The 20,686-nt window shown below is 61.1% G+C and carries 19 protein-coding genes and 5 pseudogenes; 2 read left to right on the top strand and 22 right to left on the bottom strand.

Features of this window, described 5'->3' with window-relative positions:
- Positions 1-4 precede the first annotated feature (4 nt).
- The 19 genes and pseudogenes from nuoH to AC0L7P_RS13030 all read right to left on the bottom strand — a co-directional run bounded on the left by nuoH (position 5) and on the right by AC0L7P_RS13030 (position 15,345).
- Positions 5-1,042: an NADH-quinone oxidoreductase subunit NuoH gene (nuoH, locus tag AC0L7P_RS12940; protein WP_473433122.1), complete on the bottom strand. Its 1,038-nt coding sequence runs from the start codon at positions 1,040-1,042 to the stop codon at positions 5-7.
- A 37-nt stretch (positions 1,043-1,079) separates the two neighbouring features.
- A pseudogene (locus tag AC0L7P_RS12945) lies at positions 1,080-1,519 on the bottom strand (hypothetical protein).
- Positions 1,479-3,496: pseudogene (gene nuoG / locus AC0L7P_RS12950) on the bottom strand (NADH-quinone oxidoreductase subunit NuoG). The pseudogenes AC0L7P_RS12945 and nuoG overlap by 41 nt, the downstream one beginning before the upstream one ends.
- A 167-nt stretch (positions 3,497-3,663) precedes the next feature.
- The gene (locus AC0L7P_RS12955; protein WP_473433123.1) at positions 3,664-4,071 is read right to left on the bottom strand and encodes a DUF5333 domain-containing protein; all 408 of its coding nucleotides are present in this window, start codon (positions 4,069-4,071) and stop codon (positions 3,664-3,666) included.
- A 144-nt stretch (positions 4,072-4,215) separates the two neighbouring features.
- Positions 4,216-4,683: a DUF3291 domain-containing protein gene (locus AC0L7P_RS12960; protein ID WP_473433124.1), complete on the bottom strand. Its 468-nt coding sequence runs from the start codon at positions 4,681-4,683 to the stop codon at positions 4,216-4,218.
- Positions 4,680-5,039 (bottom strand): hypothetical protein, encoded by a 360-nt coding sequence (locus AC0L7P_RS12965; protein WP_473433125.1) that lies wholly within the window; start codon positions 5,037-5,039, stop codon positions 4,680-4,682. The genes AC0L7P_RS12960 and AC0L7P_RS12965 overlap by 4 nt, the downstream gene beginning before the upstream one ends.
- Positions 5,040-5,118: 79 nt before the next feature.
- Positions 5,119-6,417, bottom strand: a complete 1,299-nt coding sequence (gene nuoF / locus AC0L7P_RS12970) for an NADH-quinone oxidoreductase subunit NuoF (protein WP_473433126.1) — start codon at positions 6,415-6,417, stop codon at positions 5,119-5,121.
- A 15-nt stretch (positions 6,418-6,432) separates the two neighbouring features.
- Positions 6,433-6,665, bottom strand: a pseudogene (locus tag AC0L7P_RS12975) (DUF5337 family protein).
- Positions 6,666-6,699: 34 nt separating this feature from the next.
- The gene (locus AC0L7P_RS12980; RefSeq protein ID WP_473433127.1) at positions 6,700-7,956 is read right to left on the bottom strand and encodes an NADH-quinone oxidoreductase subunit E; all 1,257 of its coding nucleotides are present in this window, start codon (positions 7,954-7,956) and stop codon (positions 6,700-6,702) included.
- A 79-nt stretch (positions 7,957-8,035) separates the two neighbouring features.
- Positions 8,036-9,244: an NADH-quinone oxidoreductase subunit D gene (locus AC0L7P_RS12985; RefSeq protein ID WP_473433128.1), complete on the bottom strand. Its 1,209-nt coding sequence runs from the start codon at positions 9,242-9,244 to the stop codon at positions 8,036-8,038.
- Between the two features lies 1 nt (position 9,245).
- Entirely contained in the window at positions 9,246-10,124 is an 879-nt protein-coding gene (locus AC0L7P_RS12990) for a sulfotransferase (protein WP_473433129.1), read from the bottom strand.
- A gap of 36 nt (positions 10,125-10,160) precedes the next feature.
- Entirely contained in the window at positions 10,161-10,772 is a 612-nt protein-coding gene (locus tag AC0L7P_RS12995) for an NADH-quinone oxidoreductase subunit C (RefSeq protein ID WP_473433130.1), read from the bottom strand.
- Between the two features lie 5 nt (positions 10,773-10,777).
- Positions 10,778-11,302: a NuoB/complex I 20 kDa subunit family protein gene (locus tag AC0L7P_RS13000; protein ID WP_473435455.1), complete on the bottom strand. Its 525-nt coding sequence runs from the start codon at positions 11,300-11,302 to the stop codon at positions 10,778-10,780.
- Entirely contained in the window at positions 11,299-11,664 is a 366-nt protein-coding gene (locus AC0L7P_RS13005) for an NADH-quinone oxidoreductase subunit A (RefSeq protein WP_473433131.1), read from the bottom strand. Before AC0L7P_RS13005 ends, AC0L7P_RS13000 begins: the two co-directional genes overlap by 4 nt.
- 108 nt (positions 11,665-11,772) lie before the next feature.
- On the bottom strand, positions 11,773-12,441 hold the full coding sequence (locus AC0L7P_RS13010) for a glutathione S-transferase family protein (protein WP_473433132.1): 669 nt from the start codon (positions 12,439-12,441) through the stop codon (positions 11,773-11,775).
- 66 nt (positions 12,442-12,507) lie between these two features.
- Positions 12,508-13,709 (bottom strand): annotated as a pseudogene (locus tag AC0L7P_RS13015) (DegT/DnrJ/EryC1/StrS family aminotransferase).
- Positions 13,710-13,723: 14 nt separating this feature from the next.
- Positions 13,724-14,389: an HAD-IA family hydrolase gene (locus AC0L7P_RS13020; RefSeq protein WP_473433133.1), complete on the bottom strand. Its 666-nt coding sequence runs from the start codon at positions 14,387-14,389 to the stop codon at positions 13,724-13,726.
- 422 nt (positions 14,390-14,811) lie between these two features.
- Positions 14,812-15,180 carry a hypothetical protein gene (locus AC0L7P_RS13025; protein WP_473433134.1) on the bottom strand — a complete coding sequence of 123 codons (369 nt, stop codon included), beginning with the start codon at positions 15,178-15,180 and terminating at the stop codon, positions 14,812-14,814.
- A gap of 6 nt (positions 15,181-15,186) precedes the next feature.
- Entirely contained in the window at positions 15,187-15,345 is a 159-nt protein-coding gene (locus tag AC0L7P_RS13030; protein ID WP_473433135.1) for a hypothetical protein, read from the bottom strand.
- Between the two features lie 83 nt (positions 15,346-15,428).
- Between AC0L7P_RS13030 and moaA the strand changes: the two are divergent.
- A pseudogene (moaA, locus tag AC0L7P_RS13035) lies at positions 15,429-16,432 on the top strand (GTP 3',8-cyclase MoaA).
- Positions 16,433-16,452: 20 nt separating this feature from the next.
- On the opposite strand, the gene AC0L7P_RS13040 reads toward moaA, so the two are convergent.
- The 3 genes from AC0L7P_RS13040 to argE all read right to left on the bottom strand — a co-directional run bounded on the left by AC0L7P_RS13040 (position 16,453) and on the right by argE (position 19,406).
- Positions 16,453-16,830: a thermonuclease family protein gene (locus AC0L7P_RS13040; RefSeq protein WP_473433136.1), complete on the bottom strand. Its 378-nt coding sequence runs from the start codon at positions 16,828-16,830 to the stop codon at positions 16,453-16,455.
- A 173-nt stretch (positions 16,831-17,003) separates the two neighbouring features.
- A complete protein-coding gene (locus tag AC0L7P_RS13045; protein WP_473433137.1) occupies positions 17,004-18,167 on the bottom strand; it encodes a M20 aminoacylase family protein in 1,164 nt (387 codons plus the stop codon).
- A gap of 78 nt (positions 18,168-18,245) precedes the next feature.
- Entirely contained in the window at positions 18,246-19,406 is a 1,161-nt protein-coding gene (argE, locus tag AC0L7P_RS13050) for an acetylornithine deacetylase (protein WP_473433138.1), read from the bottom strand.
- A 217-nt stretch (positions 19,407-19,623) separates the two neighbouring features.
- Between argE and AC0L7P_RS13055 the strand changes: the two genes are divergently transcribed.
- The gene (locus AC0L7P_RS13055; RefSeq protein WP_473433139.1) at positions 19,624-20,628 is read left to right on the top strand and encodes an ABC transporter ATP-binding protein; all 1,005 of its coding nucleotides are present in this window, start codon (positions 19,624-19,626) and stop codon (positions 20,626-20,628) included.
- Positions 20,629-20,686: the final 58 nt, after the last annotated feature.

Below are 20,686 nucleotides of genomic sequence, written 5' to 3' on the forward strand. Positions count from 1 at the left end.
GGGATCAGCCTCCAACCGCCCAGCGGGCATAGGCGCCGCCGAACATTTCAAAGTGGGCAAAAAACGAAACCAACACGACCCAGAACAGCGAGAACGGCAGGAAAACTTTCCACCCCAATCGCATCAACTGGTCATAGCGGTAACGCGGCACGATGGCCTTGACCATGGCGAAGAGGAAAAAGAAGATTGCCATCTTGCCAACCATCCACAGCGCGCCATCGGGCAGGCCCGGGATCGGGGACAGCCAACCGCCAAAGAACAGCAGCGTGGTCAGGGCGCACATCAGGAAGATGGCGATGTATTCTCCGGCCATGAACAACAGGAACGGCGTCGACGAATATTCAACCTGATACCCGGCGACCAATTCGGATTCAGCCTCCGGCAGATCGAACGGCGGGCGGTTGGTTTCGGCCAGCGCCGAGATGAAGAACAGGAACACCATCGGGAAATGCGGCAACCAGTACCAGTTGAACAGCCCGAAATTGCCATCCTGCGCGCGCACGATATCGCCAAAGTTCAGCGAACCGGTGGAAATGATCACGCCGATGATGATCAACCCGATGCTGACCTCGTAAGAGATCATCTGTGCGGCGGACCGCAGCGACCCGAGAAACGCATATTTCGAGTTGGACGCCCAGCCCCCCATGATCACGCCGTACACCTCAAGCGAGGATATCGCAAAGACATAGAGAATGGCGACGTTGATGTCGGCCAGAACCCAGCCATCGGCAAAGGGGATAACCGCCCATGCCACCATGGCCAGAACAAAGCTGGTCATCGGTGCCATCATGAACACCGTGCGATCAGCGCCGGCGGGAATCACGATTTCCTTGACCACGTATTTCAGCGCATCCGCCACCGATTGCAGGATGCCGAACACACCCACCACGTTCGGCCCCCGGCGCATCTGCACAGCGGCCCAGATCTTGCGATCCCCATAAACGAGAAACAGCAGCGAGATCATGACAAACGCGATGACCAAAAGGCACTGAACCGCAACAAGCAGGGCAATGCCAAGTCCGGTGGAAAAGAATTCAGTCATTGTTTGTCACCGTGTCCATCTGAAAACTTGGGCCTTCTCAAACCGTTGGTATTCCGCTTTCCCGGCAGCGTGCCACCACGACTTCGGCGTCGATGGTGCGCACCCCCGGGGCAGGGCTGGCGAGATGGTGTAAACAGCATCGCCGCGCCAAATGCCACCCTCTTCGTCCACATTCGTGCGCACGTGCCGCGCAAAACCATAGCCACGGATCAGCGCATACTGCGCCGCAGCACATTCGGCATAACGCTCAACGTCGTGGGTTTGCAAGGCACCGCGCGCCTCAACCAGAAAGTTCACCAGATCGCCATCCAAAAGCCGCGTCTGCACCCCGAGGTAATCGGGCACGAGACCCAATTGATCGACCGTCGGGTTGCTGGGCTGACAGGCCGCCAGGGTTGTGGCGGCCAAAAGCGTGGCGATCCGGGCGCGCAATCTCTTACTCCGCCGCCATCCGCGACGTGCCCCGCGCCTTGGCATTGGCGGCCAGTTCCCCCATCAGGGCGCTGGCCCGGGCCACCGGATTGGTCAGATAGTGTTCCCGCACTGCATGGACAAAAGGCGCATCTGTCAGATTGCCCGTGTCTTCGGCGTGCCACTCATTGACGGGAACCGCGTCGATGTTCCCAAGATGCGGCACCTCTTTGACCAACGCCTTGCGCAATGCCCCAAGGGAATCATAGGGCAACGTCGCACCCAACTCGCCAGACAAGGCGCGCAGGATCGCCCAGTTTTCCTTGGCCTCGCCCGGCGCGAATCCGGCGCGCATGGCCAATTGCGGGCGGCCTTCGGTGTTCACGAACAGGGCCTGTTCCTCGGTCCAGGCGGCGCCCGGCAGAATCACATCGGCCCGGTGCGCGCCCCGGTCGCCATGGCTGCCCTGATAGATCACAAAGGGGCCTGCGGGAATGTCGCCCTCATCGGCGCCAAGGTTATACACCACATCGGCCCCGTCCAGCGCGGCGGTGATTCCCCCTCGCAAACAGCGCCCACATCCATGGCCCCGACCCGCCCGGCGGCGGTGTGCAGAATCAGCAGACCGGATTTTGACTTTTCAGCCAGCGCCATGGCATCCGCCAGAATGGCGGCGCCATCTTCGCGGCACAAGGCGCCCTGCCCCACGATCACCAGCGACGGTTCGTCCAGAACCGCGCCGAAATCATGATCCAGCAGCTTGCGCAGATCACCCGGCCCTTTACCCACATGGGCATATTCATAGGTCAGATCGACAGGTTCACCCACCAGCCCCACATTGGCACCGCGCAGCCACGCCTTGCGAATCCGCGCGTTCAGCACCGGCGCCTCGGCGCGGGGATTGGTGCCGATCAATTGGATGTGTTTGGCATTGTCGATGTCTTCGATTCTGGCCGTCCCGGCATAGCCTGCACGGTTGCCCGCAGGCAGCTTGGCGCCATCCGTGCGGCATTCCATCACACCGCCCAGACCGCTCACGATTCCCTTGAGGGCAAAGACCGCCTCGACCGGGGCCAGATCACCGACGATCCCGGCAACCTTTGCGCCCTTCATGGCAGATGCCGCAGCGGCCAGAGCCTCGGGCCAGGTGGCGGGTTTCAGTTTGCCATCCACACGCACATAGGGCCGGTCAAGCCGCTGACGGCGCAGGCCATCCCAGACAAAGCGCGATTTGTCGGACAGCCATTCTTCGTTGATGCCATCATGGTTGCGCGGCAAAAGGCGCATCACTTCGCGCCCCTTTGTATCAACCCGGATATTGGACCCCAGCGCATCCATCACATCGATGGTTTCCGTCTTGGACAGCTCCCATGGACGGGCTGTAAAGGCATAGGGTTTGGAGGTCAGCGCCCCAACCGGGCAGAGATCAATGATATTGCCCTGCAATTCAGATTCGAGCGTCTGCCCGAGATAGGATGTAATCTCGGCATCTTCGCCGCGGCCCGTCTGGCCCATTTCCGGCATGCCCGCCACTTCGGTGATAAATCGAACACAGCGCGTGCAGGAAATACAGCGCGTCATCGCCGTGCCAACCAGCGGCCCCAGATCCATATCGGCGTTGGCGCGCTTGGGTTCACGATACCGCGAAAAATCAACGCCATAGGCCATGGCCTGATCCTGAAGGTCGCATTCGCCCCCCTGATCGCAGATCGGGCAATCCAGCGGGTGGTTGATCAACAGGAATTCCATAACCCCCTCGCGGGCCTTCTTGACCATGGGGCTGTTGGTTTTCACCTCGGGCGGCGCACCTTCGGGACCGGGGCGCAGATCGCGCACCTGCATGGCGCAGGACGCGGCAGGTTTGGGCGGGCCGCCCACAACCTCGACAAGGCACATCCGGCAGTTGCCCGCGATCGACAGGCGTTCGTGATAACAGAACCGGGGAATTTCAATGCCCGCCACTTCGCAGGCCTGAATAAGGGTCATGGCCTGGTCGACCTCGACCTCGGCTCCGTCAATGATGATCTTGCGCAGGGTGCCCATGGCTGATGTCCTTCCCTTGCACGGGCCGAGGGACGGCCCGGAAAACACTGCCCGCCCACGAAACGAACAGAGGGCGAAGTTCCCCTGTCTTGGAACACTTCGCCGGAATTCGCAACGCCGTTTCCCCCCTGCGGCAGCACGCCCCGCAAAAATCGCACCATTTGCCGTCAGTTGGCCGACAAAAGCCGCCCCGAGGCCGAATTGGCGGCAATCTCTTCCAGCCCAACCTTGCAGTATCCATCCGGTTGGCCCGGCACAGCCCCCCGTTTGGCCAGATCGGCCCTGATCTGCACCCGCAGTTTTTCCTTTTCGGCCTTGTTCTCGGTCAGGTCGCGAATCTGATCGTCGGAATACCCGGCCTTGCGCGCATAGGTTTCGATGGATTTCAGATACAGAAAGGCGCGCACCATTCGGGGCGAAATCGTCGGGCAGTGTTTGCGCACCTCATCGGCCAGCCCGACGGCATAAAACATCGCGCGCACCGTCTTTTCCTGATGCAGCGGCGTCAGCGCCTGCGCCGGCGCGCCCAGCAAAAGGCCCGCGCAAAGCGCGATACTTGTTAAAACTCTCGTCATGTCAAAGCTCCGGTCTCGGGTTTCAGGTGTCCGCACACTCCGAAAACGCCGCGCCTTGCGGTGCGGTTGCATGAAATTGGCCGTCAGGGGGTGATTTTGCAAGTCCCACGCGCGATTCGAACGCAAAGGTGAGGTAACCCGACGTCAGCCTTCGTGTTTCAGCCAAGCCCAGCCAAAGGCCCGCTCAGACGGCCCCTGCTGATCCAGCAAATCGAATCGCGCCTTGGCCTCGGGGATCGTGGGGCGGTGGCCCTCGGGCACCCACCACATCACCAGACGCAGGGCCGCGCCCATATCGTACCATTCGCGGCGCCGCTCATAAAACCGCTTGTGAACCGTGTTCCAGACAAAATGTTCCAGGCTGGCCACATCGCGCCAGACCGACAATGTGCTGGCTGTGCGTGGATTGCCGCCCAGCACTCCTTCGGCATCGTTCTGGGCCGATTCCATGGCGTCATCGCCCAGCCGCCAGACAAAACCGGGGCTGCGTGCCGCAACCCCGTTCACCAGATCCAGCCCGTTGACGAAATCAGCCACCCGGGGATCATCCCAGTCGTGCGACAGGATTCCGATGTTGAATTCCGCAATGTGATGGCCCGAAGGCTGCCTCATCTGTCGGTGCAGATGCCCGAGAACGTCAGCCCGCCCTTTTCGCCGCGCAGCGCCTGCCATTCACCATCGGCGTCCGTATCCCAATTGATGTCAGAGCCGCCAAAGTTAAGCAGGCAATATCCCGTGGCCGGGTGGCGCACGCTTTCGCGTACGTCATCTATGCTGGCGCCATCCGCCTCGGCGCGAACGGAAAAGCGGCGTGGATCATCGCCGTCCTTGGTCAGCTTTGCCTTGTACGGCAAAACGATCTCGGCCGTTGCTGTGGCAAACCCCAACCGTTGCCGGATGCCACAGCCCGCCAAAACCGAAACCAGAACCACGCCAAGCACGGCAAGACGTCCAAAAGATACTGTCATCCGGGGGCCTTTCCCTGCCGTTGCACGTCCAAGACATATCCGCGAAGCGCCATCCGCCACAACCCTTTGTGCGGCTTCACTATTCAGCGGCAACCGCGCTGGAACGCCCTGTGCGCTTGTGTTTGATCCGGTCTTCGATTTCATCGCGGAAATGCCGGATCAGCCCCTGAATCGGCCAGGCGGCGGCATCGCCAAGGGCACAGATCGTGTGGCCCTCAACCTGTTTCGTCACATCCAGCAGCATGTCGATTTCTTCGGGTTCGGCATCGCCTTTTACCAGACGGTCCATCACCCGCATCATCCACCCGGTGCCTTCGCGGCAGGGCGTGCACTGGCCACAGCTTTCGTGTTTATAGAACGCCGATAACCGCCAGATCGCCTTGATGATGTCGGTGTTCTGATCCATCACGATCACGGCAGCAGTGCCAAGGCCCGACTTCTGCTCGCGCAGCCAGTCGAAATCCATGATCGCCTCGTCCTTCATGATCTTGCCGGGCAGCATCGGCACCGATGATCCCCCCGGAATCACCGCTTTGAGGTTGTCCCACCCACCGCGAATACCGCCGCAATGCCGCTCGATCAGTTCTTCGAAACTGATCGACATGGCCTCTTCGACGACGCAGGGGTTGTTCACATGGCCCGAGATCGCAAACAGTTTCGTGCCCGCATTGTTGGGGCGGCCAAACCCGGCAAACCATTCCGGCCCACGGCGCAGGATCGTCGGCACCACGGCAATGGATTCGACATTGTTCACCGTGGTGGGGCAGCCGTAAAGGCCGGCCCCCGCCGGGAACGGCGGCTTCATGCGCGGCATGCCCTTTTTGCCTTCAAGGCTTTCCAACAGCGCGGTTTCTTCGCCACAGATATAGGCCCCGGCCCCGTGGGACAGGTAGAGATCGAAATCCCAGCCCGACCCGGCGGCATTCTTGCCCAGCAACCCATCGTCATAGGCCGCGTCGATCGCCGCCTGAAGCGCCTCGCGCTCGCGGATATATTCGCCCCGGATATAGATATAGCAGGCATTTGAATTCATCGCGAAAGACGCGATCAGGCAGCCTTCGATCAGGGTATGCGGATCATGGCGCATGATCTCGCGGTCCTTGCAGGTGCCCGGTTCGGATTCGTCCGCGTTGACCACCAGATAGGCCGGGCGCCCATCGCTTTCCTTGGGCATGAACGACCATTTCAGACCGGTGGGAAACCCCGCACCGCCCCTGCCCCGCAACCCGCTGGCCTTCATCTGGTCAATGATCCAGTCACGGCCCTTCTTGATGATATCGCCGGTGCCATCCCAATGGCCACGCGCCTTGGCGCCCGCCAAAGAACGGTCGTGCATCCCATAGATGTTGGTGAAAATCCGGTCCTGATCTTTCAGCATGTCGTTTACCTTACTTCAACGGGTCGTGTCGTTGCGCCGTTTGCGCCAGACCCTGAATGTCACCACCAGCGCCCAGACCATAACGGCCATCGCGGCGAAATCGAAAAAAACATCCCCCGGGTAGAGATCAGCCCCTGCGCCCCGACATACTGCAAAATCATCCAGATCACCATCGCCCCGGCAATCGCGATCGCGGCGGCGCGCTGTTGGCGCGCCAGAGCTAGATCGGTTTCGCGGCGGTCGCTCATCTGGGGTTTCCCTTATGCAAGAGGCGTTTTCAAATCAATACTTGGCGCGTTTCGAAAATTCGGTCTGGCCACCTGCGGCCAGAATGCGCGCCTGTGCAACCCAATCATCACGGATCACCCGGCCCCGGAATCCGTCAAGGTTCTGATCGACCCAGGCGATTTCAGCCGGAGACCAGCCACCGACCTGATCAAAGTGGAAAAAGCCCAGAGAATGCAGCAATTCCTCAAGCTTGGGTCCGACACCCTTGATCATCTTGAGATCATCGGCCTTGCCATCGCGCGCGGCCTTCAGCGCCTCGGGGCGCACGGCATCTTCGGGCGCGATATCGGCGGCGGCGCGGCTTTCTGCCGAGGGGCCATCCTCGGCCGGCAGCGCTTCGGCCGCGCTATGGCCATCATCGGGCGCATCCCCGCTCGGGTCCGGGCGCGCGGCTCTGGTTTCTTTGGCCTCATGCTTGGTCACGCCGGTATCATCGGCGGGCTGCGTTTTGGCGGGTTTCGGCCCCGGCGTCGGCTTGTCGGTGTTGGCAGAGGGCGGCATCAGATCGTCGCGGGCGCTGTCCTGTGCCGCGCCTTCGTTGCGGGCCCGCGCCCAGGGGGTGATCAACGGCACTTCGCTGCCGTCAATCCGTTTGATCGTATCGCCCAGATCGCTGGCCAGTCCGACACTCGCGTTATATTGCGCGCGGCCCTCGTAGTGATCGGTCAGGCTGGTCAGTCCGCTGGCCGGTTCCGCGGCATAGCGCCCGTTCTGCGGCCCCGGCACCGGCACCTTGCCCGCCGCCAGATCATCAAGCAGCGCACGCAGTTTGTCTGCGGTCAGATCCTCGTAATAATCCTTGCCGATCTGGGCCATGGGCGCATTGGCGCAAGCGCCGAGACATTCGACCTCTTCCCACGAAAACTTGCCATCCGCGCTCAGGTGATGGGGCGATTTGGCGATTTTTTCGCGGCAGACCGACACCAGATCCTCGGCGCCGCAGATCATGCAGGATGTCGTGCCGCAGATCTGGATATGGGCGACAGACCCAACCGGCTGAAGCTGGAACATGAAATAAAAGGTCGCGACCTCAAGCACCCGGATATAGGCCATATCGAGCATGCGCCCGACCTCTTCTATGGCGGCGCGGGTCAGCCAGCCGTCCTGTTCCTGGGCGCGCCACAGGATCGGGATCACGGCGCTGGCCTGGCGGCCTTCGGGAAATTTGGTCATCTGCGCCTTGGCCCATGCCAGATTGGCGGGCGTAAAGGCAAAGCTGTCGGGCTGTTCGGAATGGAGGCGGCGGAGCATTTACGTGCGACCCTCGTGTTCGTGGCAGAGGCCGGAGCCTCCGGCGGGAGTATTTTTATCAGTAAAAAGCATGGAGCTGTTACCTGTCGATCTCACCGAACACCACATCCAGGGTGCCGATGATCGCGGCCACATCGGCCAGTTGGTGGCCCGATGCCACGTGATCCATGGCCTGAAGATGCAGAAAGCCCGGCGCGCGTAGTTTGGCACGGTAGGGTTTGTTCGTGCCATCAGCCACGAGATAGACACCGAATTCGCCCTTGGGCGCCTCGACGGCGGCGTACACTTCGCCCGCCGGAACGTGGAAGCCTTCGGTGTAAAGCTTGAAATGGTGAATCAGCGCTTCCATGGAGGTTTTCATGTCGGCGCGGGCGGGCGCCGCCATTTTACCGCGGGTCATCACCGGGCCAGGTTCGTTGCGCAGTTTTTCACAGGCCTGATGGATGATTTTGACAGATTCGCGCATTTCCTGCATCCGCACCAGATAGCGGTCGAAACAATCGCCATTCTTGCCAACGGGAATGCCGAATTCGAATTCGTCATAACATTCGTAGGGCTGAGCGCGCCGCAGATCCCAGGCCATGCCAGAGCCGCGCACCATCACGCCGGAAAAGCCCCAGTCAAGCACCTCTTGTTCGGTGATCACACCGATATCGGCGTTGCGTTGTTTGAAGATGCGGTTTTCGGTGAGCAACCCGTCGATGTCATCCAGCACCGGGGGAAATTCCCTGGCCCATTGATCGATGTCTTCGATCAGGGCGGGGGGCAGATCCTGGTGCACACCGCCCGGGCGGAAATAGGCCGCGTGCAGGCGCGCACCGCAAGCCCGTTCGTAAAACACCATCAGTTTCTCGCGTTCTTCAAAGCCCCAGAGCGGCGGGGTGAGCGCGCCAACGTCCATCGCCTGTGTGGTGACATTCAGCAAGTGATTGAGAACACGACCGATTTCGGAATAAAGAACCCGGATCAGCGAGGCGCGGCGCGGCACCGGCGTGCCGGTGAGTTTTTCGATGGCCAGACACCAGGCATGTTCCTGATTCATCGGTGCGACGTAATCCAGCCGGTCGAAATAGGGCAGGTTTTGCAGATAGGTGCGCGATTCCATCAGCTTTTCGGTGCCACGGTGCAGCAGGCCGATATGCGGGTCGCAACGCTCCACGATTTCGCCGTTCAGTTCCAGCACCAGACGCAGCACACCATGGGCCGCGGGGTGTTGCGGCCCGAAGTTGATGTTGAAGTTGCGGATTTTCTGTTCGCCTGTCAGCGCGTCGTCGAATTGTCCGTCCATTTCAGACCCTCATCATGTTTGCCTGCCACGCCTCGGGCAGACGGCCCATCCGACGGGCCACATCTTCGTATTGCGGCACCAGCCATTCCCGTGCCTTGTCGCGCAACGGGTCGGGCATGTCCAGCACCGTGCCTGCGTGAACCCGTCGCGTTTGTTCGCCCGGCCGCGGCGCAATGCCCAGAAACGCACAGAGTTGCGCCATCCCGTCGCCGCCGAACACGTCCTCGTAAAACAGCGCCAGCCGTTTTTGCGGTGCCACCGCCGCGTCAAGCCGGGCCAGTGCAGCGGCATAATCGCCGCGGGTTGCGATTTCATCCTCGCCGCCGCTGATCGTGCGGTTGAGGATATTCCTTGCGCGGTTCGGGTCAACCGTTCCGTCGCCCCCGCGCCGCGTCGCGATCATCCGCACATGGGACCAGAGCCGCGCCACCGGGTCGCGCATGATATAGACGAACCGCACATCGTCACTCAGTGTTGCCATGGCGCGCAGCCGTTCAACCGGCAGCAAGGCATAGGCAGGCGTGATATCGCCCACCACCTTTGCCTTTTTGCGCCCGGCGTTCAGATAGGCAAAATAGGCGTCGGTATTTTCACCGCCCTGCCCCAGCACCGCCAGCCAATCATCGCGGTCTTTCACCCGGCGGGCCAGATCACGGCGGCGAAGCCAGGATTTGGCGGCCAGCTTTTCGGCCAGCCCATCGCGCCAGCCGGTCATCCGGGCGTGTTGTTCGGCAAGTTTGCCCTTTTCCAACCCATCGAAATAATGCAATTCCTTGACGGTGCGAAAATGGCATTCCGGGTGTTCGCTCAACGCCTCGAACAGCCAGGACGTGCCTGATTTCGTTGCTCCGACACAGAACATCACAACCGGCGTGGCCATGGCCCTAGCCCCCGCAATGGTGGCCGACAGCGCCGATCACTTGGCGCCGCCCCCGGCCTTGTCGTCGCCGGGAAGGATGTATTCGGCACCTTCCCAGGGGCTCATGAAATCGAACTGACGGTATTCCTGAACCAGATTGACGGGTTCGTAAACCACGCGTTTCTGGGCCTCGTCATAGCGCACCTCGGTATAGCCCGTGGTCGGAAAATCCTTGCGCAGGGGAAAGCCGCGAAAGCCGTAATCGGTCAGGATCCGGCGCAAATCGGGGTGGCCGGTGAACAGGATGCCGAACATATCGAACACCTCGCGTTCGAACCAGTTGGCCGAGGGATGCACGCCAATGATCGAGGGCAGCATTTCGTCGTCACGGGCGGCCACCCGCAGGCGGATGCGGTGGTTCTGATACATCGACAGAAAATGGTACACCACGTCAAAACGCGCCGGGCGGGCCGGATAGTCAACTGCGGTGATATCGACCAGCGTGGAAAACCGGCAGGTCCGGTCCGTTTTCAGGAACTCGACAAAAGACACCAGGGCGGATGGCGCGACCTCCATGGTCAGTTCGCCATGGGTGACGGCAAAAGACAGCACGCAATCGGGGCGTTTCGCTTCGATATGGGCGCCGAGTTCGTTCAGGGTGTCGGACATGGGGCCTACCTTACGATGGTGCCGGTGCGGCGGATCTTGCGTTGCAACTGAAGGATGCCATACAGCAGCGCCTCGGCGGTCGGGGGGCAGCCGGGCACATAGATATCAACCGGAACGATCCGGTCGCAGCCGCGCACCACGGAATAGCTGTAGTGATAATAACCGCCGCCGTTGGCACATGACCCCATCGAGATCACATAGCGCGGCTCGGGCATCTGGTCGTATACCTTGCGCAGGGCCGGTGCCATCTTGTTGGTCAGGGTTCCGGCCACGATCATCACATCCGACTGGCGCGGAGATGCACGGGGCGCGACGCCGAATCGTTCGGCATCATAGCGCGGCATCGAGGTGTGCATCATTTCCACGGCACAGCAGGCCAGACCGAAGGTCATCCAGTGGAGCGAACCGGTGCGCGCCCAGTTCACGATGTCTTCGGTCGAGGTGACAAGAAACCCCTTGTCCTGCAAATCGCGGTTCAGATCCTGAACCGTGACTTCGCGATCCACACCGGCGGTATTGGTTCCGGTCATTGCCATTCCAGCGCCCCCTTCTTCCACTCATAGGCAAAGCCCACGGTCAGCACGCCCAGAAACACGATCATCGACCAGAACCCGACATCGCCCACATCCCTGAACGCCACGGCCCAGGGAAACAGAAAGGCGATTTCAAGGTCAAAGATGATGAACAGGATCGCCACCAGATAAAAGCGCACGTCGAATTTCATCCGCGCGTCGTCAAAGGCGTTGAACCCGCATTCATAGGCCGACACCTTTTCGGGGTCGGGGTTGCGCACCGCAATGATGGTGGCCGTCAGAATCAGAACCAGGCCAAGGCCGATGGCCATCGCCAGAAAGATCATGATCGGCAGGTATTCGCGAAGGTATTCGTCCACTGTGCTGCTCCTTGGTGCCGGACGCGGCCCGGCGAAACATTGGCTGTCGTCTGTCTAAGCCCGCCCTTGGGCCGGGTCAACCGGCGCAGGCGCCGCACAATGCCAATCTCAGAGGGGCCAGGGCGCATAAAACGGCTTGTCATAGAGCAGTTCGGCGCCCTCGGGGGGCAGCGCGCTCTGAAAGGCCGGGCGCTCGGTGATTCTGTCGTACCATTCGGAAACGGCGGGAAAATCATCCAGCGTGGCAAAATGGCGCGCCATATACACCGCCTGCCCCACACAGATGTCTGCCGCCGAAAACCCGCTGGTCAGCAGATAGTCGCGGTTTTCAACCGGCGTGGACAGACGGCCCTCGATCGCCGCGTAACATTTTCCAAGGCGCGCGGCCTCAAGCTTCATCACGATGGGCGACCGCATGGCATCATCAAACAGCGCGATATGCTGTTGCGTCAGGGCGGCGCTGTGCTGGCTGATGGTTTCGGCAAAATGCAGCCAGACAAGATAGTCAGGCCGATCAATTTCGCCGGGCACCCGCCCAAGGCCACGCTCCGAGAACCTCTCGCACAGAACCTCGCAGATGGCGCCGCTTTCCCACAGGACATCGCCGTCGATTTCCAGGGCCGGCACCCGCCCCGCAGGCGAACGGGTGAGAAATTCTTCTGACCGAAGCGAACGGTCAAACGGGTGGACACGCAGATTGAACTCAACGTCCAGTTCGTTCAGCAACCACAGAACCCGCATGGAGCGGGTCTGATGGCAGTGGTGAAGTGTAATCATGACTTTCCCCGGATTGCTGCGCCCGATCTATCCGAGCCGGGCCGGAACTGCAAATCAGGCGCAAGATTAATGCGGGGCCTGGAACGCCGCGCCAATTTCGGCGCGCAGAATTCGCGCGATCAGATCACAATCAGCCAGCGAAAACGTCAGCGGCAGGCGCATATCCAGAAGGCCCGCCAGAACCCGGTCGGTTGCGGGCATTGCGGGCGCGTCAACATAGCGCCAATGGCCATAGGTCGAGGTAAACCCCGCCGGTTCGGGCGCGCCAAACCATTTCAGCTCGACCCCCGCGCCTGACAGCGCGCAACCACCCGTTCGATCCTGTCGGTCGGCCAGTCGCGCAAAAGCATCTGAAACGATGACCCCACAAAAGATTCCGCCCCGGCCCGTTCAATCAGGGTCAGCCCCGGGGTGGCGCGCAGCCCCTGTTCGACCCGGCGATACCGGGCGTTCCATGCCACGGCGCGTTCCTCCAGCCTTGCCAGTTGCGGGCGCAGGATAGCCGCGCGCAGATTGTCCATACGGCCCGAAATATTGGGCGTGTCGTATTTCACCGCCTCGAACGCCTCGGGCGGGGGCGCGGCCTTGTGCCGATCATAGAGCATATACGCCCCCGACAGCAGAATCGCCTGCGCCATCAGATCGGGATCGTCGGAAATCAACAGCCCGCCTTCGCCGGAATTCGCGTGTTTATAGGTCTGGGTGGAAAAACACCCCACGGCCCCGAACCGCCCCGTCGGCGTGCCGTTCCACCCTGCCCCCATGGTGTGGGCGCAATCCTCAACCACCCGCACCCCTGTTCCGTCACACAGGGCCATCAACGCCTCCATGTCGCAAATGTGCCCGCGCATATGCGACAGCAACAACACCCTTGCACCGCTGCTGGCGATCTTTTCGGCCAGATCCGCCAGATCGATGGTCAGTGACGCGGTCACGCCCACAAAAACCGGCACCGCCCCAAGGCTGGCAATCGCCCCCGGCACCGGCGCCAGCGTAAAGGCGTTGGACAAAACCTTGTCCCCTGGCCCCACCCCCAGGGCGCGCAGAGCCGTGGCCATGGCATAGCCCCCCGAGGACACGGCAAGGCAATATCGCGCCCCGGTCTGCGCCGCAAACTCCTGTTCCAACAGTGCGGTTTCGCCCTCCTCGCCCGGTGCAACATTGTAACGATGCAACCGCCCATGCCCCAAAACCCGCAGCGCGGCTTCGATTCCCGCTTGGCAGATCGGTTCCTGCTGGGTGAAACTACCGGTGAAAACCTCGTCCAACTGCGCCTCCTGTCTCAACCGATCAAGGCCGCGACAACCCCGTCAAGATCATCGAAATGGTGCAACAATGCCTCGGGGTGCAGATCACGCACGTCATCATCCCCCGGCCCGAACGTCACCAGCACCGAAGGCACCCCGGCATTGCGCGCCGTCTTTCGGTCGGTGTCGGTGTCGCCCACCAAAACCGCGCGCGCCAGATCGCCGCCACAGCGGCGCACAGCCTCGGCCAATGGTGCCGGGTCGGGTTTGCGCGTGGGCAGGGTATCGGCGCCAATCAGCGCGCCAAACCAGTCACGCGCGCCCATGCGTTGCATCAGGGTTTCGGCCAGCGCCTCGGGTTTGTTGGTGCAGATACCCACGGCATATCCGTTGTCGCGCAACCGCTGTATCGCGTCCACTACGCCCGGATAAAACCGCGTATGCACATGGATATTCTCGGCGTAGTGGCCCAACAGAACCGGATAAAGCGAGCGAAACCGCGCCTCATCCACCGGAATACCAAGGCGCGAAAACCCCAGTTCCAACATCGCCCGCCCACCGCGCACCCCGACGCCCCGGTCGGTTTCCACCTGCAAGACATCCCCATGGCCAAGGCCGCGAAAACAGGCATTGGCCGCCGCCAGCATATCCTGCCCCGTGTCGGCCAGCGTGCCGTCAAGATCGAAAATCACCGTGCGCATGACGCCCCCTTTGGCGGCTTTCCACCCTGAATGGTACGGGGCGTAAAGGTTTTTGATCATCCCGCCCATTCTGCCGGGGCCGCCAAGGGGTAAAAGGTCGCGCAATAAAAGGAAAGAGCAGTATGGATGCTGATCATGTGGTTCTGGCCGCCGGTCAGCGCACACGCATGAATTGGGCCCTGCCCAAGGTGCTGCATTTCACCGGGCGGGTTTGATCACCACTGCCCACGCGGCCAGGGGGTGCGGTGCGCTATTCTCTATAGGTTGGAGCTTCGAAATGTATTTATTTAAAATCAATACCATACGTGACAGTCTTTATGTATTGGATGAACCAGGGCACGATCCGGATTTCGCCATGGCACCCTACCAGCGCCAAGCCGAGAGCTGTGGATCGGGCAACGTCGGTGCCAGCGGAACCAACCTCAGTTGGCGTAAACAACCAGCGTTGGCAAATCGGTGATCGGCGCATCAATCAGGCGCAGGGCCGCAAGCGATACCTGCGATCCACCCGATTCAGGGCCATCAAGCGGGATCAGTTCAACCTGCGCCGATTTGCCATTGGCGGGGTTTTCGATCCGCCCCGACCCGGCGGTTTTGGCCAAAGGTGTTTTGATCCAGAACCCCGATTGCGACGGATCACCAAGCGAGGCAACCGTTTCGCCCAACCGCCGCGCGCCGCCTTGTGTGGGCGCCGCCGTGGCCTTGGCGCGCTGGTCGGATGTGGTGGTGTCGAAATCTTCGGCGGTGCGTGCCGAACGGGGCGGCGGGGGCCGCCACCACGGCGCGCTCATCGTCGCTCAGGGCGGCACCCCCGGGGTTGTCGCATCCAGAGGGTCGCCGGTGTTTTGCGGCGGCTGCGGCGAAACTTCGTCACGTTCAAGAAAACCACCCACCTGCCCACAGGCAGACAGCGCGAAAAACCCGGCAAGGGCGGCGGGACACAATAATTTGTTCATGTTCCAAGGATAGTATGCCGTCAGCCAGTCGGCAACGGGCAATCCCCCTTGCGGCGGGTCTTTGCCCTGCCTAGTCTCTGAGTATGAATACGCCTTTGATTGATCCCTTCCAGCGCACCATCTCGTATCTGCGGGTGTCCGTGACCGACCGCTGTGATTTTCGCTGTGTTTATTGCATGTCGGAAAACATGACCTTTCTGCCCAAAAAGGAATTGCTGAGCCTGGAAGAGCTGGATCGCATGTGTTCCACCTTCATCGGGCTTGGGGTGCAGAAATTGCGCATCACCGGGGGCGAACCCTTGGTGCGGCGCGATATCATGACATTTTTCCGGTCCATGTCGCGGCATCTGGAATCGGGCGCGCTGCACGAATTGACGCTGACGACGAACGGGTCGCAGCTAGAGAAATACGCGGCCGATCTTTATGCCGCCGGGGTGCGCCGGATCAACATTTCCCTTGATACGCTGGACGAGGCGAAGTTCGCCAAGGTCACGCGCTGGGGCCGACTGCCACAGGTGATGCGCGGGATTGATGCGGCACAGGCGGCGGGGCTGCGGGTGAAACTGAACGCCGTGGCGCTGAAGGGGTTCAACGAGGATGAGCTGTTTTCCCTGACAAAATGGTGCGCCGATCGGGGGTGTGATCTGACCTGGATCGAAGTGATGCCCATGGGCGATCTGGGCAACGAGGACCGGCTGGATCAATATTGGTCACTGGATGACCTGCGCGCCCGATTGCGCGAAGAATATACCGTAACGGATCTGACCGAACGCACCGGCGGCCCGGCGCGGTATGTGCGGCTTGAGGAAACCGGCCAGAAGATCGGGTTCATCACCCCCTGACCCATAATTTCTGCGAAAGCTGCAACAGGGTGCGCCTGACCTGCACCGGCGAATTGTATATGTGCCTTGGCCAGGAAGACATGGCCGACCTGCGCGCCCCCCTGCGCGCCTCGGATGACAACGCGCCGCTGGAACAGGCGATCCGCAACGCCATCGCCCGCAAACCCAAGGGCCATGATTTTGATTATTCACGCCAACGCACCGATGGCCAGATGACCCGCCACATGAGCCATACCGGCGGGTGACCTCGGATCACTTGGTTGATCTACATATTGGACGTTGCGTCTGACCTATTCACCGTCATCCGGCCTTGTTGCCGTGCGGCAGTGCGCCACAATTTTTTTCTGATTCCGTCAGGCTCCAACTGGGCATATGTGCCCCCGGAAAATTTTGGCCAATCAAGCGCCAGCCCATGCTTGACCAACTCGGCGGCCAGATCGGTGCCATCACTCAGGTAACACTTTGCAACAACTCGATCATACGAAATATCAGGTTGGACAAGTGCGGTCACCTCACGGCCTTTACACAGTCCCATGACATAAAATTTAGATTTCACACCCCAAGGGTGGTCTATCTCGGGCGCGTCAATACCCGCGATCCTGATTTTTGTGCTATTGATCACGATAGTGTCGCCATCGATCACATAACATCTGCCTTTCAGAACGCCCGTAGTGCCAATGTTGACAGGCTGTCGTGCCGTTCGTGGTTTTTCTTGGCGGGGCGCGACTGGATGCGCCCCCGCCTGAGGCTATTGACCGTAGTATTTCTTTTGCGTGGATACCCGAAAATCAGTCGAAGTAACTTTCTAAGCATCGCTCAACCTACCGGCATCCGCTGTTCGGCCACTTCGGCCCACCATGAACATCCTGCGGGAATCGCATCGTCGTCAAAGTTGTATTTCGGGTGGTGCACGCCTGCCGTGTCGCCGTTGCCCACGAGGATATAGGCACCGGGGCGGGCGTTGAGCAGGAAGGCGAAATCTTCGCCACCCATGACAAGGGGCGCTTCGGCACAATCGCCTGCCACGGATTCGGCAACTGACGCGGCAAAATCGGTCTGGGTTTCACTGTTCACCATGGCCGGGTAATTGCGCGTGTAATTCACCGTCGCCACACAGCCCATGGCCTGCGCTGTCATTTCGGCAATCGTGGTCAGCCGCTCCTGGGTCAGATCCTGAACGTCGCCGTCCAATGTGCGCACCGTGCCGCGCAGGCGCACCCGTTGGGGGATGACGTTGAACGCTTCGCCTTCGGACTGGAACGCGGTGACCGACACCACCACCTGTTTCACCGGGTCCACATTGCGCGAGGCGATGGATTGCAAGGCCGTCACGATCTGCGAGGCGGCGATGATCGGGTCAACGCATTCCTGCGGTTTGGCGCCATGGCCGCCCCGCCCTTCCACGTTGATTTCAAACACATCCGTCGCCGCGAAAAAGGCGCCGGGGCGGATCGCAAAACTGCCCACGGGCATACCCGGCCAGTTGTGCATTCCGTACACTTCCTGAATGCCGAATTGTTCCATCATGCCGTCGTTTACCATCTCACGGCCACCGCCGCCGCCCTCTTCGGCAGGTTGGAATATGACAATGACCGTGCCGTCAAAATTGCGGGTTTCGGCCAGATATTTCGCCGCCCCCAGCAGCATGGCCGTGTGGCCGTCATGGCCGCAGGCGTGCATCTTGCCCGGCGCGGTGCTGGCATATTCCAGGCCCGTATCCTCGATGATCGGCAGAGCGTCCATGTCGGCGCGCAGGCCAATCACCTTGCCCGATCCGGTCTTGCGCCCCTTGATGACCCCGACAACGCCGGTGCGCCCGATGCCCGGCACCACCTCGTCACAACCAAACGCCCTGAGCTTTTCCTCGACAATCCCGCTGGTGCGGTGGGTGTCGAACTGCAACTCGGGGTGCATGTGCAGATCGCGGCGCCATTCGGTGATTTCGGGCAGCAATTCGGCAAAGCGGTTCTTGACGGGCATGGTGTGGCTCCTGTGACATTGGGCGGATTATTGGGTATTGTGACCTGTGCGGCAAGGGGGGCCAGCCGCGCCTGCGCCCTACTCACACAGGCTGTCAACCACCCGCGACACGAATGCCTCGCCGGCCTCGAACTGGCTGATTTCGATATATTCGTTGGGTTGGTGCGCCTGGGCAATGTCGCCCGGCCCGCAGACCACGGCGGAATAGCCGCGTTCCTGAAACTGCCCCGCCTCGGTGCCATAGCTGACCACATGGGATGCGTTGTCGCCCGTGATCGCGCGCACCAACGCCTCGGCGGTGCCGTTTTCTTCGGGGGCCAGAGGCGTGACGCTGAAATAGGATTCCACGTCAATGCCGGTTTCCGGGACGATGGCCTGCATTTCGGCCTCGATCTCTTTTACCTTGGCCAGATAGCGGGCTTTCCAGTCGTCCATGGATTCGCCGGGCACCACGCGGAAATCCATCCCGAACCGGCAATCCTTGGCGGTGATGTTATGGGCGGTGCCGCCGCTGATCTGGCCCACGTGCAGGGTGGTATAGGGTGGCACGAACGCGCTGGCCAAACCACCGGGTGTGGCGGCGGCGTTTTCGGCATTCACCTGCGAGGCCCACTCGATCAGCTTGGCCGCGAACATGATCGCGCTGACCCCGGTATGAATAAGCGAGGAATGCACCTCGAACCCGCGCATATGGGTGTGAAACCCGGTGCCACCCTTGTGGGCAGTCACCGCTTTCATCATCGACGGTTCGCCAATGATCGCCCCGGCGGCACGGGGCAGGTGTTTGACCATTTCATCAATCATCGGCGGGGCGCCGACACATCCCACTTCCTCGTCATAGCTCAGCGCGATTTGCAGGGGCCGTTTCACGCCGCGTTCCAGCGCCAGTGGCACCGCCGACAATGCCAGCGCGTCAAACCCCTTCATGTCACAGGTGCCCCGGCCATACAGCCGCCCGCCCTTTTGCGTCACCACGAACGGGTCGGTGTCCCATGCCTGTCCGTCAACGGGCACCACATCGGTGTGCCCTGACAGAACGATCCCGCCTTCGACATCTGGGCCGATATTGGCGTAAAGCGCCGCCTTCCTGCCCGTTGCATCATACACCCGCGTCGCGCTGACCCCGAGGTCGGCCAGATAGGTTTCGACCCAATCCACCAGGTCAAGATTGCTGTCGCGGCTGACGGTGGGAAAGGCAACGAGGGTTTCCATGATCTGACGGGCGGACAGGCGGGGCATCGGTGCATTCCTTGCGTTCGGGGTTCGGGTTGCGCGAAAGGTGCGACCAGAGCACCCAGAGGTCAAGTCACCCGTTTCCCGAAGGTATGCGAAAAGATAATAGGATGTCTGACGATAACAGGTTGTCGGAATGCAAAACTTGCGCAATGGTACGGGCCAACCCGGACGGCAATGTACCGATCCGGGATAAACGATAAGTCTGACTGGGGAGTCACCTATGCCCGATGGGGCCGCGCCCGTCCTTGATGTCAAGGACCTCAAAACCGTGTTCAAAACGCGGTCCGGCGAAATCCATGCCGTCAACTCGGTCAGCTTTGATCTGCGCCCCGGCGAACTCTTGGGGGTGGTGGGCGAATCCGGTTCAGGCAAATCGGTGACCATGATGTCGCTGATCGGCCTGCTGCCTTCGCCTCCGGCAGATGTGTGCGGCGGCAAGGTTCTGTTTGGTGGCTGCGATCTTTTGGCGGTTGACGAAGGCGCATTGCGCGCCATTCGCGGCAAACGGATCGGGTTTGTGTTTCAGGATCCGATGACCTCGCTTAACCCGGTGTTCAATGTGGGGTTTCAGATCTGTGAACCCCTGCGCAAACATATGGGAATGAACAAGGCGGCGGCGATGCGGCGCGCGGCCGAATTGCTGGAGCTTGTCGGCATCCCCGATGCCCGGCGCCGGCTGGCGGATTTTCCCCATCAGTTTTCCGGCGGAATGCGCCAGCGGGTGATGATTGCCATTGCGCTGGCCTGTGACCCTGAAGTTCTGATCGCGGATGAACCGACAACCGCGCTGGACGTGACCATTCAGGCGCAAATTCTGGAACTGGTAAAGGATCTGCGCGAAAAGCTGGGCATGGCGATCATCTGGATCACCCATGATCTGGGGGTCATTGCCGGGATCGCGGACCGGGTGATGGTGATGTACGGCGGGCAAGTCGTTGAACAGGCCCCGGTGCGCGAATTGTTTTCCAACCCCCAGCATCCCTATACCCGCAGCCTGCTGAAAACCATTCCTTCGGTCAGCGGCAGGCGGGATGCGCGTCTGCAAGTGATTGAAGGACAGCCGCCGATCATGACAGCGGCCCCCGCCGCCTGCCCGTTCCTGCCCCGCTGCGCGCAGGGGTTTGATCGCTGCGCCAATGAGAACCCGATCCGCGTTCCCGTGGGCCACGGCCACGATGTGGCCTGTTTCTGGGATCCCGCCACCGGAGGCCCGCGCCATGTTTGACCCAGCGCTCTTCGGTCCTTGCGTCCCTCATCGCTGTTCGCGCCACCGCGCAGAGCGA

The sequence above is a fragment of the Oceaniglobus sp. K40-3 genome, from assembly GCF_055808395.1.

Excerpts from the sequence above, each read along its gene's own strand:
- AC0L7P_RS13030 (WP_473433135.1), bottom strand. The coding sequence starts at position 15,345 with ATGAACAAATTATTGTGTCCCGCCGCCCTTGCCGGGTTTTTCGCGCTG.
- argE (WP_473433138.1), bottom strand. The coding sequence starts at position 19,406 with ATGCCCCGCCTGTCCGCCCGTCAGATCATGGAAACCCTCGTTGCCTTT.
- nuoH (WP_473433122.1), bottom strand. The coding sequence starts at position 1,042 with ATGACTGAATTCTTTTCCACCGGACTTGGCATTGCCCTGCTTGTTGCG.
- AC0L7P_RS12960 (WP_473433124.1), bottom strand. The coding sequence starts at position 4,683 with ATGAGGCAGCCTTCGGGCCATCACATTGCGGAATTCAACATCGGAATC.
- AC0L7P_RS13045 (WP_473433137.1), bottom strand. The coding sequence starts at position 18,167 with ATGCCCGTCAAGAACCGCTTTGCCGAATTGCTGCCCGAAATCACCGAA.
- nuoF (WP_473433126.1), bottom strand. The coding sequence starts at position 6,417 with ATGCTGAAAGATCAGGACCGGATTTTCACCAACATCTATGGGATGCAC.
- AC0L7P_RS13025 (WP_473433134.1), bottom strand. The coding sequence starts at position 15,180 with ATGAGCGCGCCGTGGTGGCGGCCCCCGCCGCCCCGTTCGGCACGCACC.
- AC0L7P_RS13010 (WP_473433132.1), bottom strand. The coding sequence starts at position 12,441 with ATGATTACACTTCACCACTGCCATCAGACCCGCTCCATGCGGGTTCTG.
- AC0L7P_RS12955 (WP_473433123.1), bottom strand. The coding sequence starts at position 4,071 with ATGACGAGAGTTTTAACAAGTATCGCGCTTTGCGCGGGCCTTTTGCTG.
- AC0L7P_RS12985 (WP_473433128.1), bottom strand. The coding sequence starts at position 9,244 with ATGGACGGACAATTCGACGACGCGCTGACAGGCGAACAGAAAATCCGC.
- AC0L7P_RS12980 (WP_473433127.1), bottom strand. The coding sequence starts at position 7,956 with ATGCTCCGCCGCCTCCATTCCGAACAGCCCGACAGCTTTGCCTTTACG.
- AC0L7P_RS13055 (WP_473433139.1), top strand. The coding sequence starts at position 19,624 with ATGCCCGATGGGGCCGCGCCCGTCCTTGATGTCAAGGACCTCAAAACC.
- AC0L7P_RS12990 (WP_473433129.1), bottom strand. The coding sequence starts at position 10,124 with ATGGCCACGCCGGTTGTGATGTTCTGTGTCGGAGCAACGAAATCAGGC.
- AC0L7P_RS13000 (WP_473435455.1), bottom strand. The coding sequence starts at position 11,302 with ATGACCGGAACCAATACCGCCGGTGTGGATCGCGAAGTCACGGTTCAG.
- AC0L7P_RS12995 (WP_473433130.1), bottom strand. The coding sequence starts at position 10,772 with ATGTCCGACACCCTGAACGAACTCGGCGCCCATATCGAAGCGAAACGC.
- AC0L7P_RS13020 (WP_473433133.1), bottom strand. The coding sequence starts at position 14,389 with ATGCGCACGGTGATTTTCGATCTTGACGGCACGCTGGCCGACACGGGG.
- AC0L7P_RS12965 (WP_473433125.1), bottom strand. The coding sequence starts at position 5,039 with ATGACAGTATCTTTTGGACGTCTTGCCGTGCTTGGCGTGGTTCTGGTT.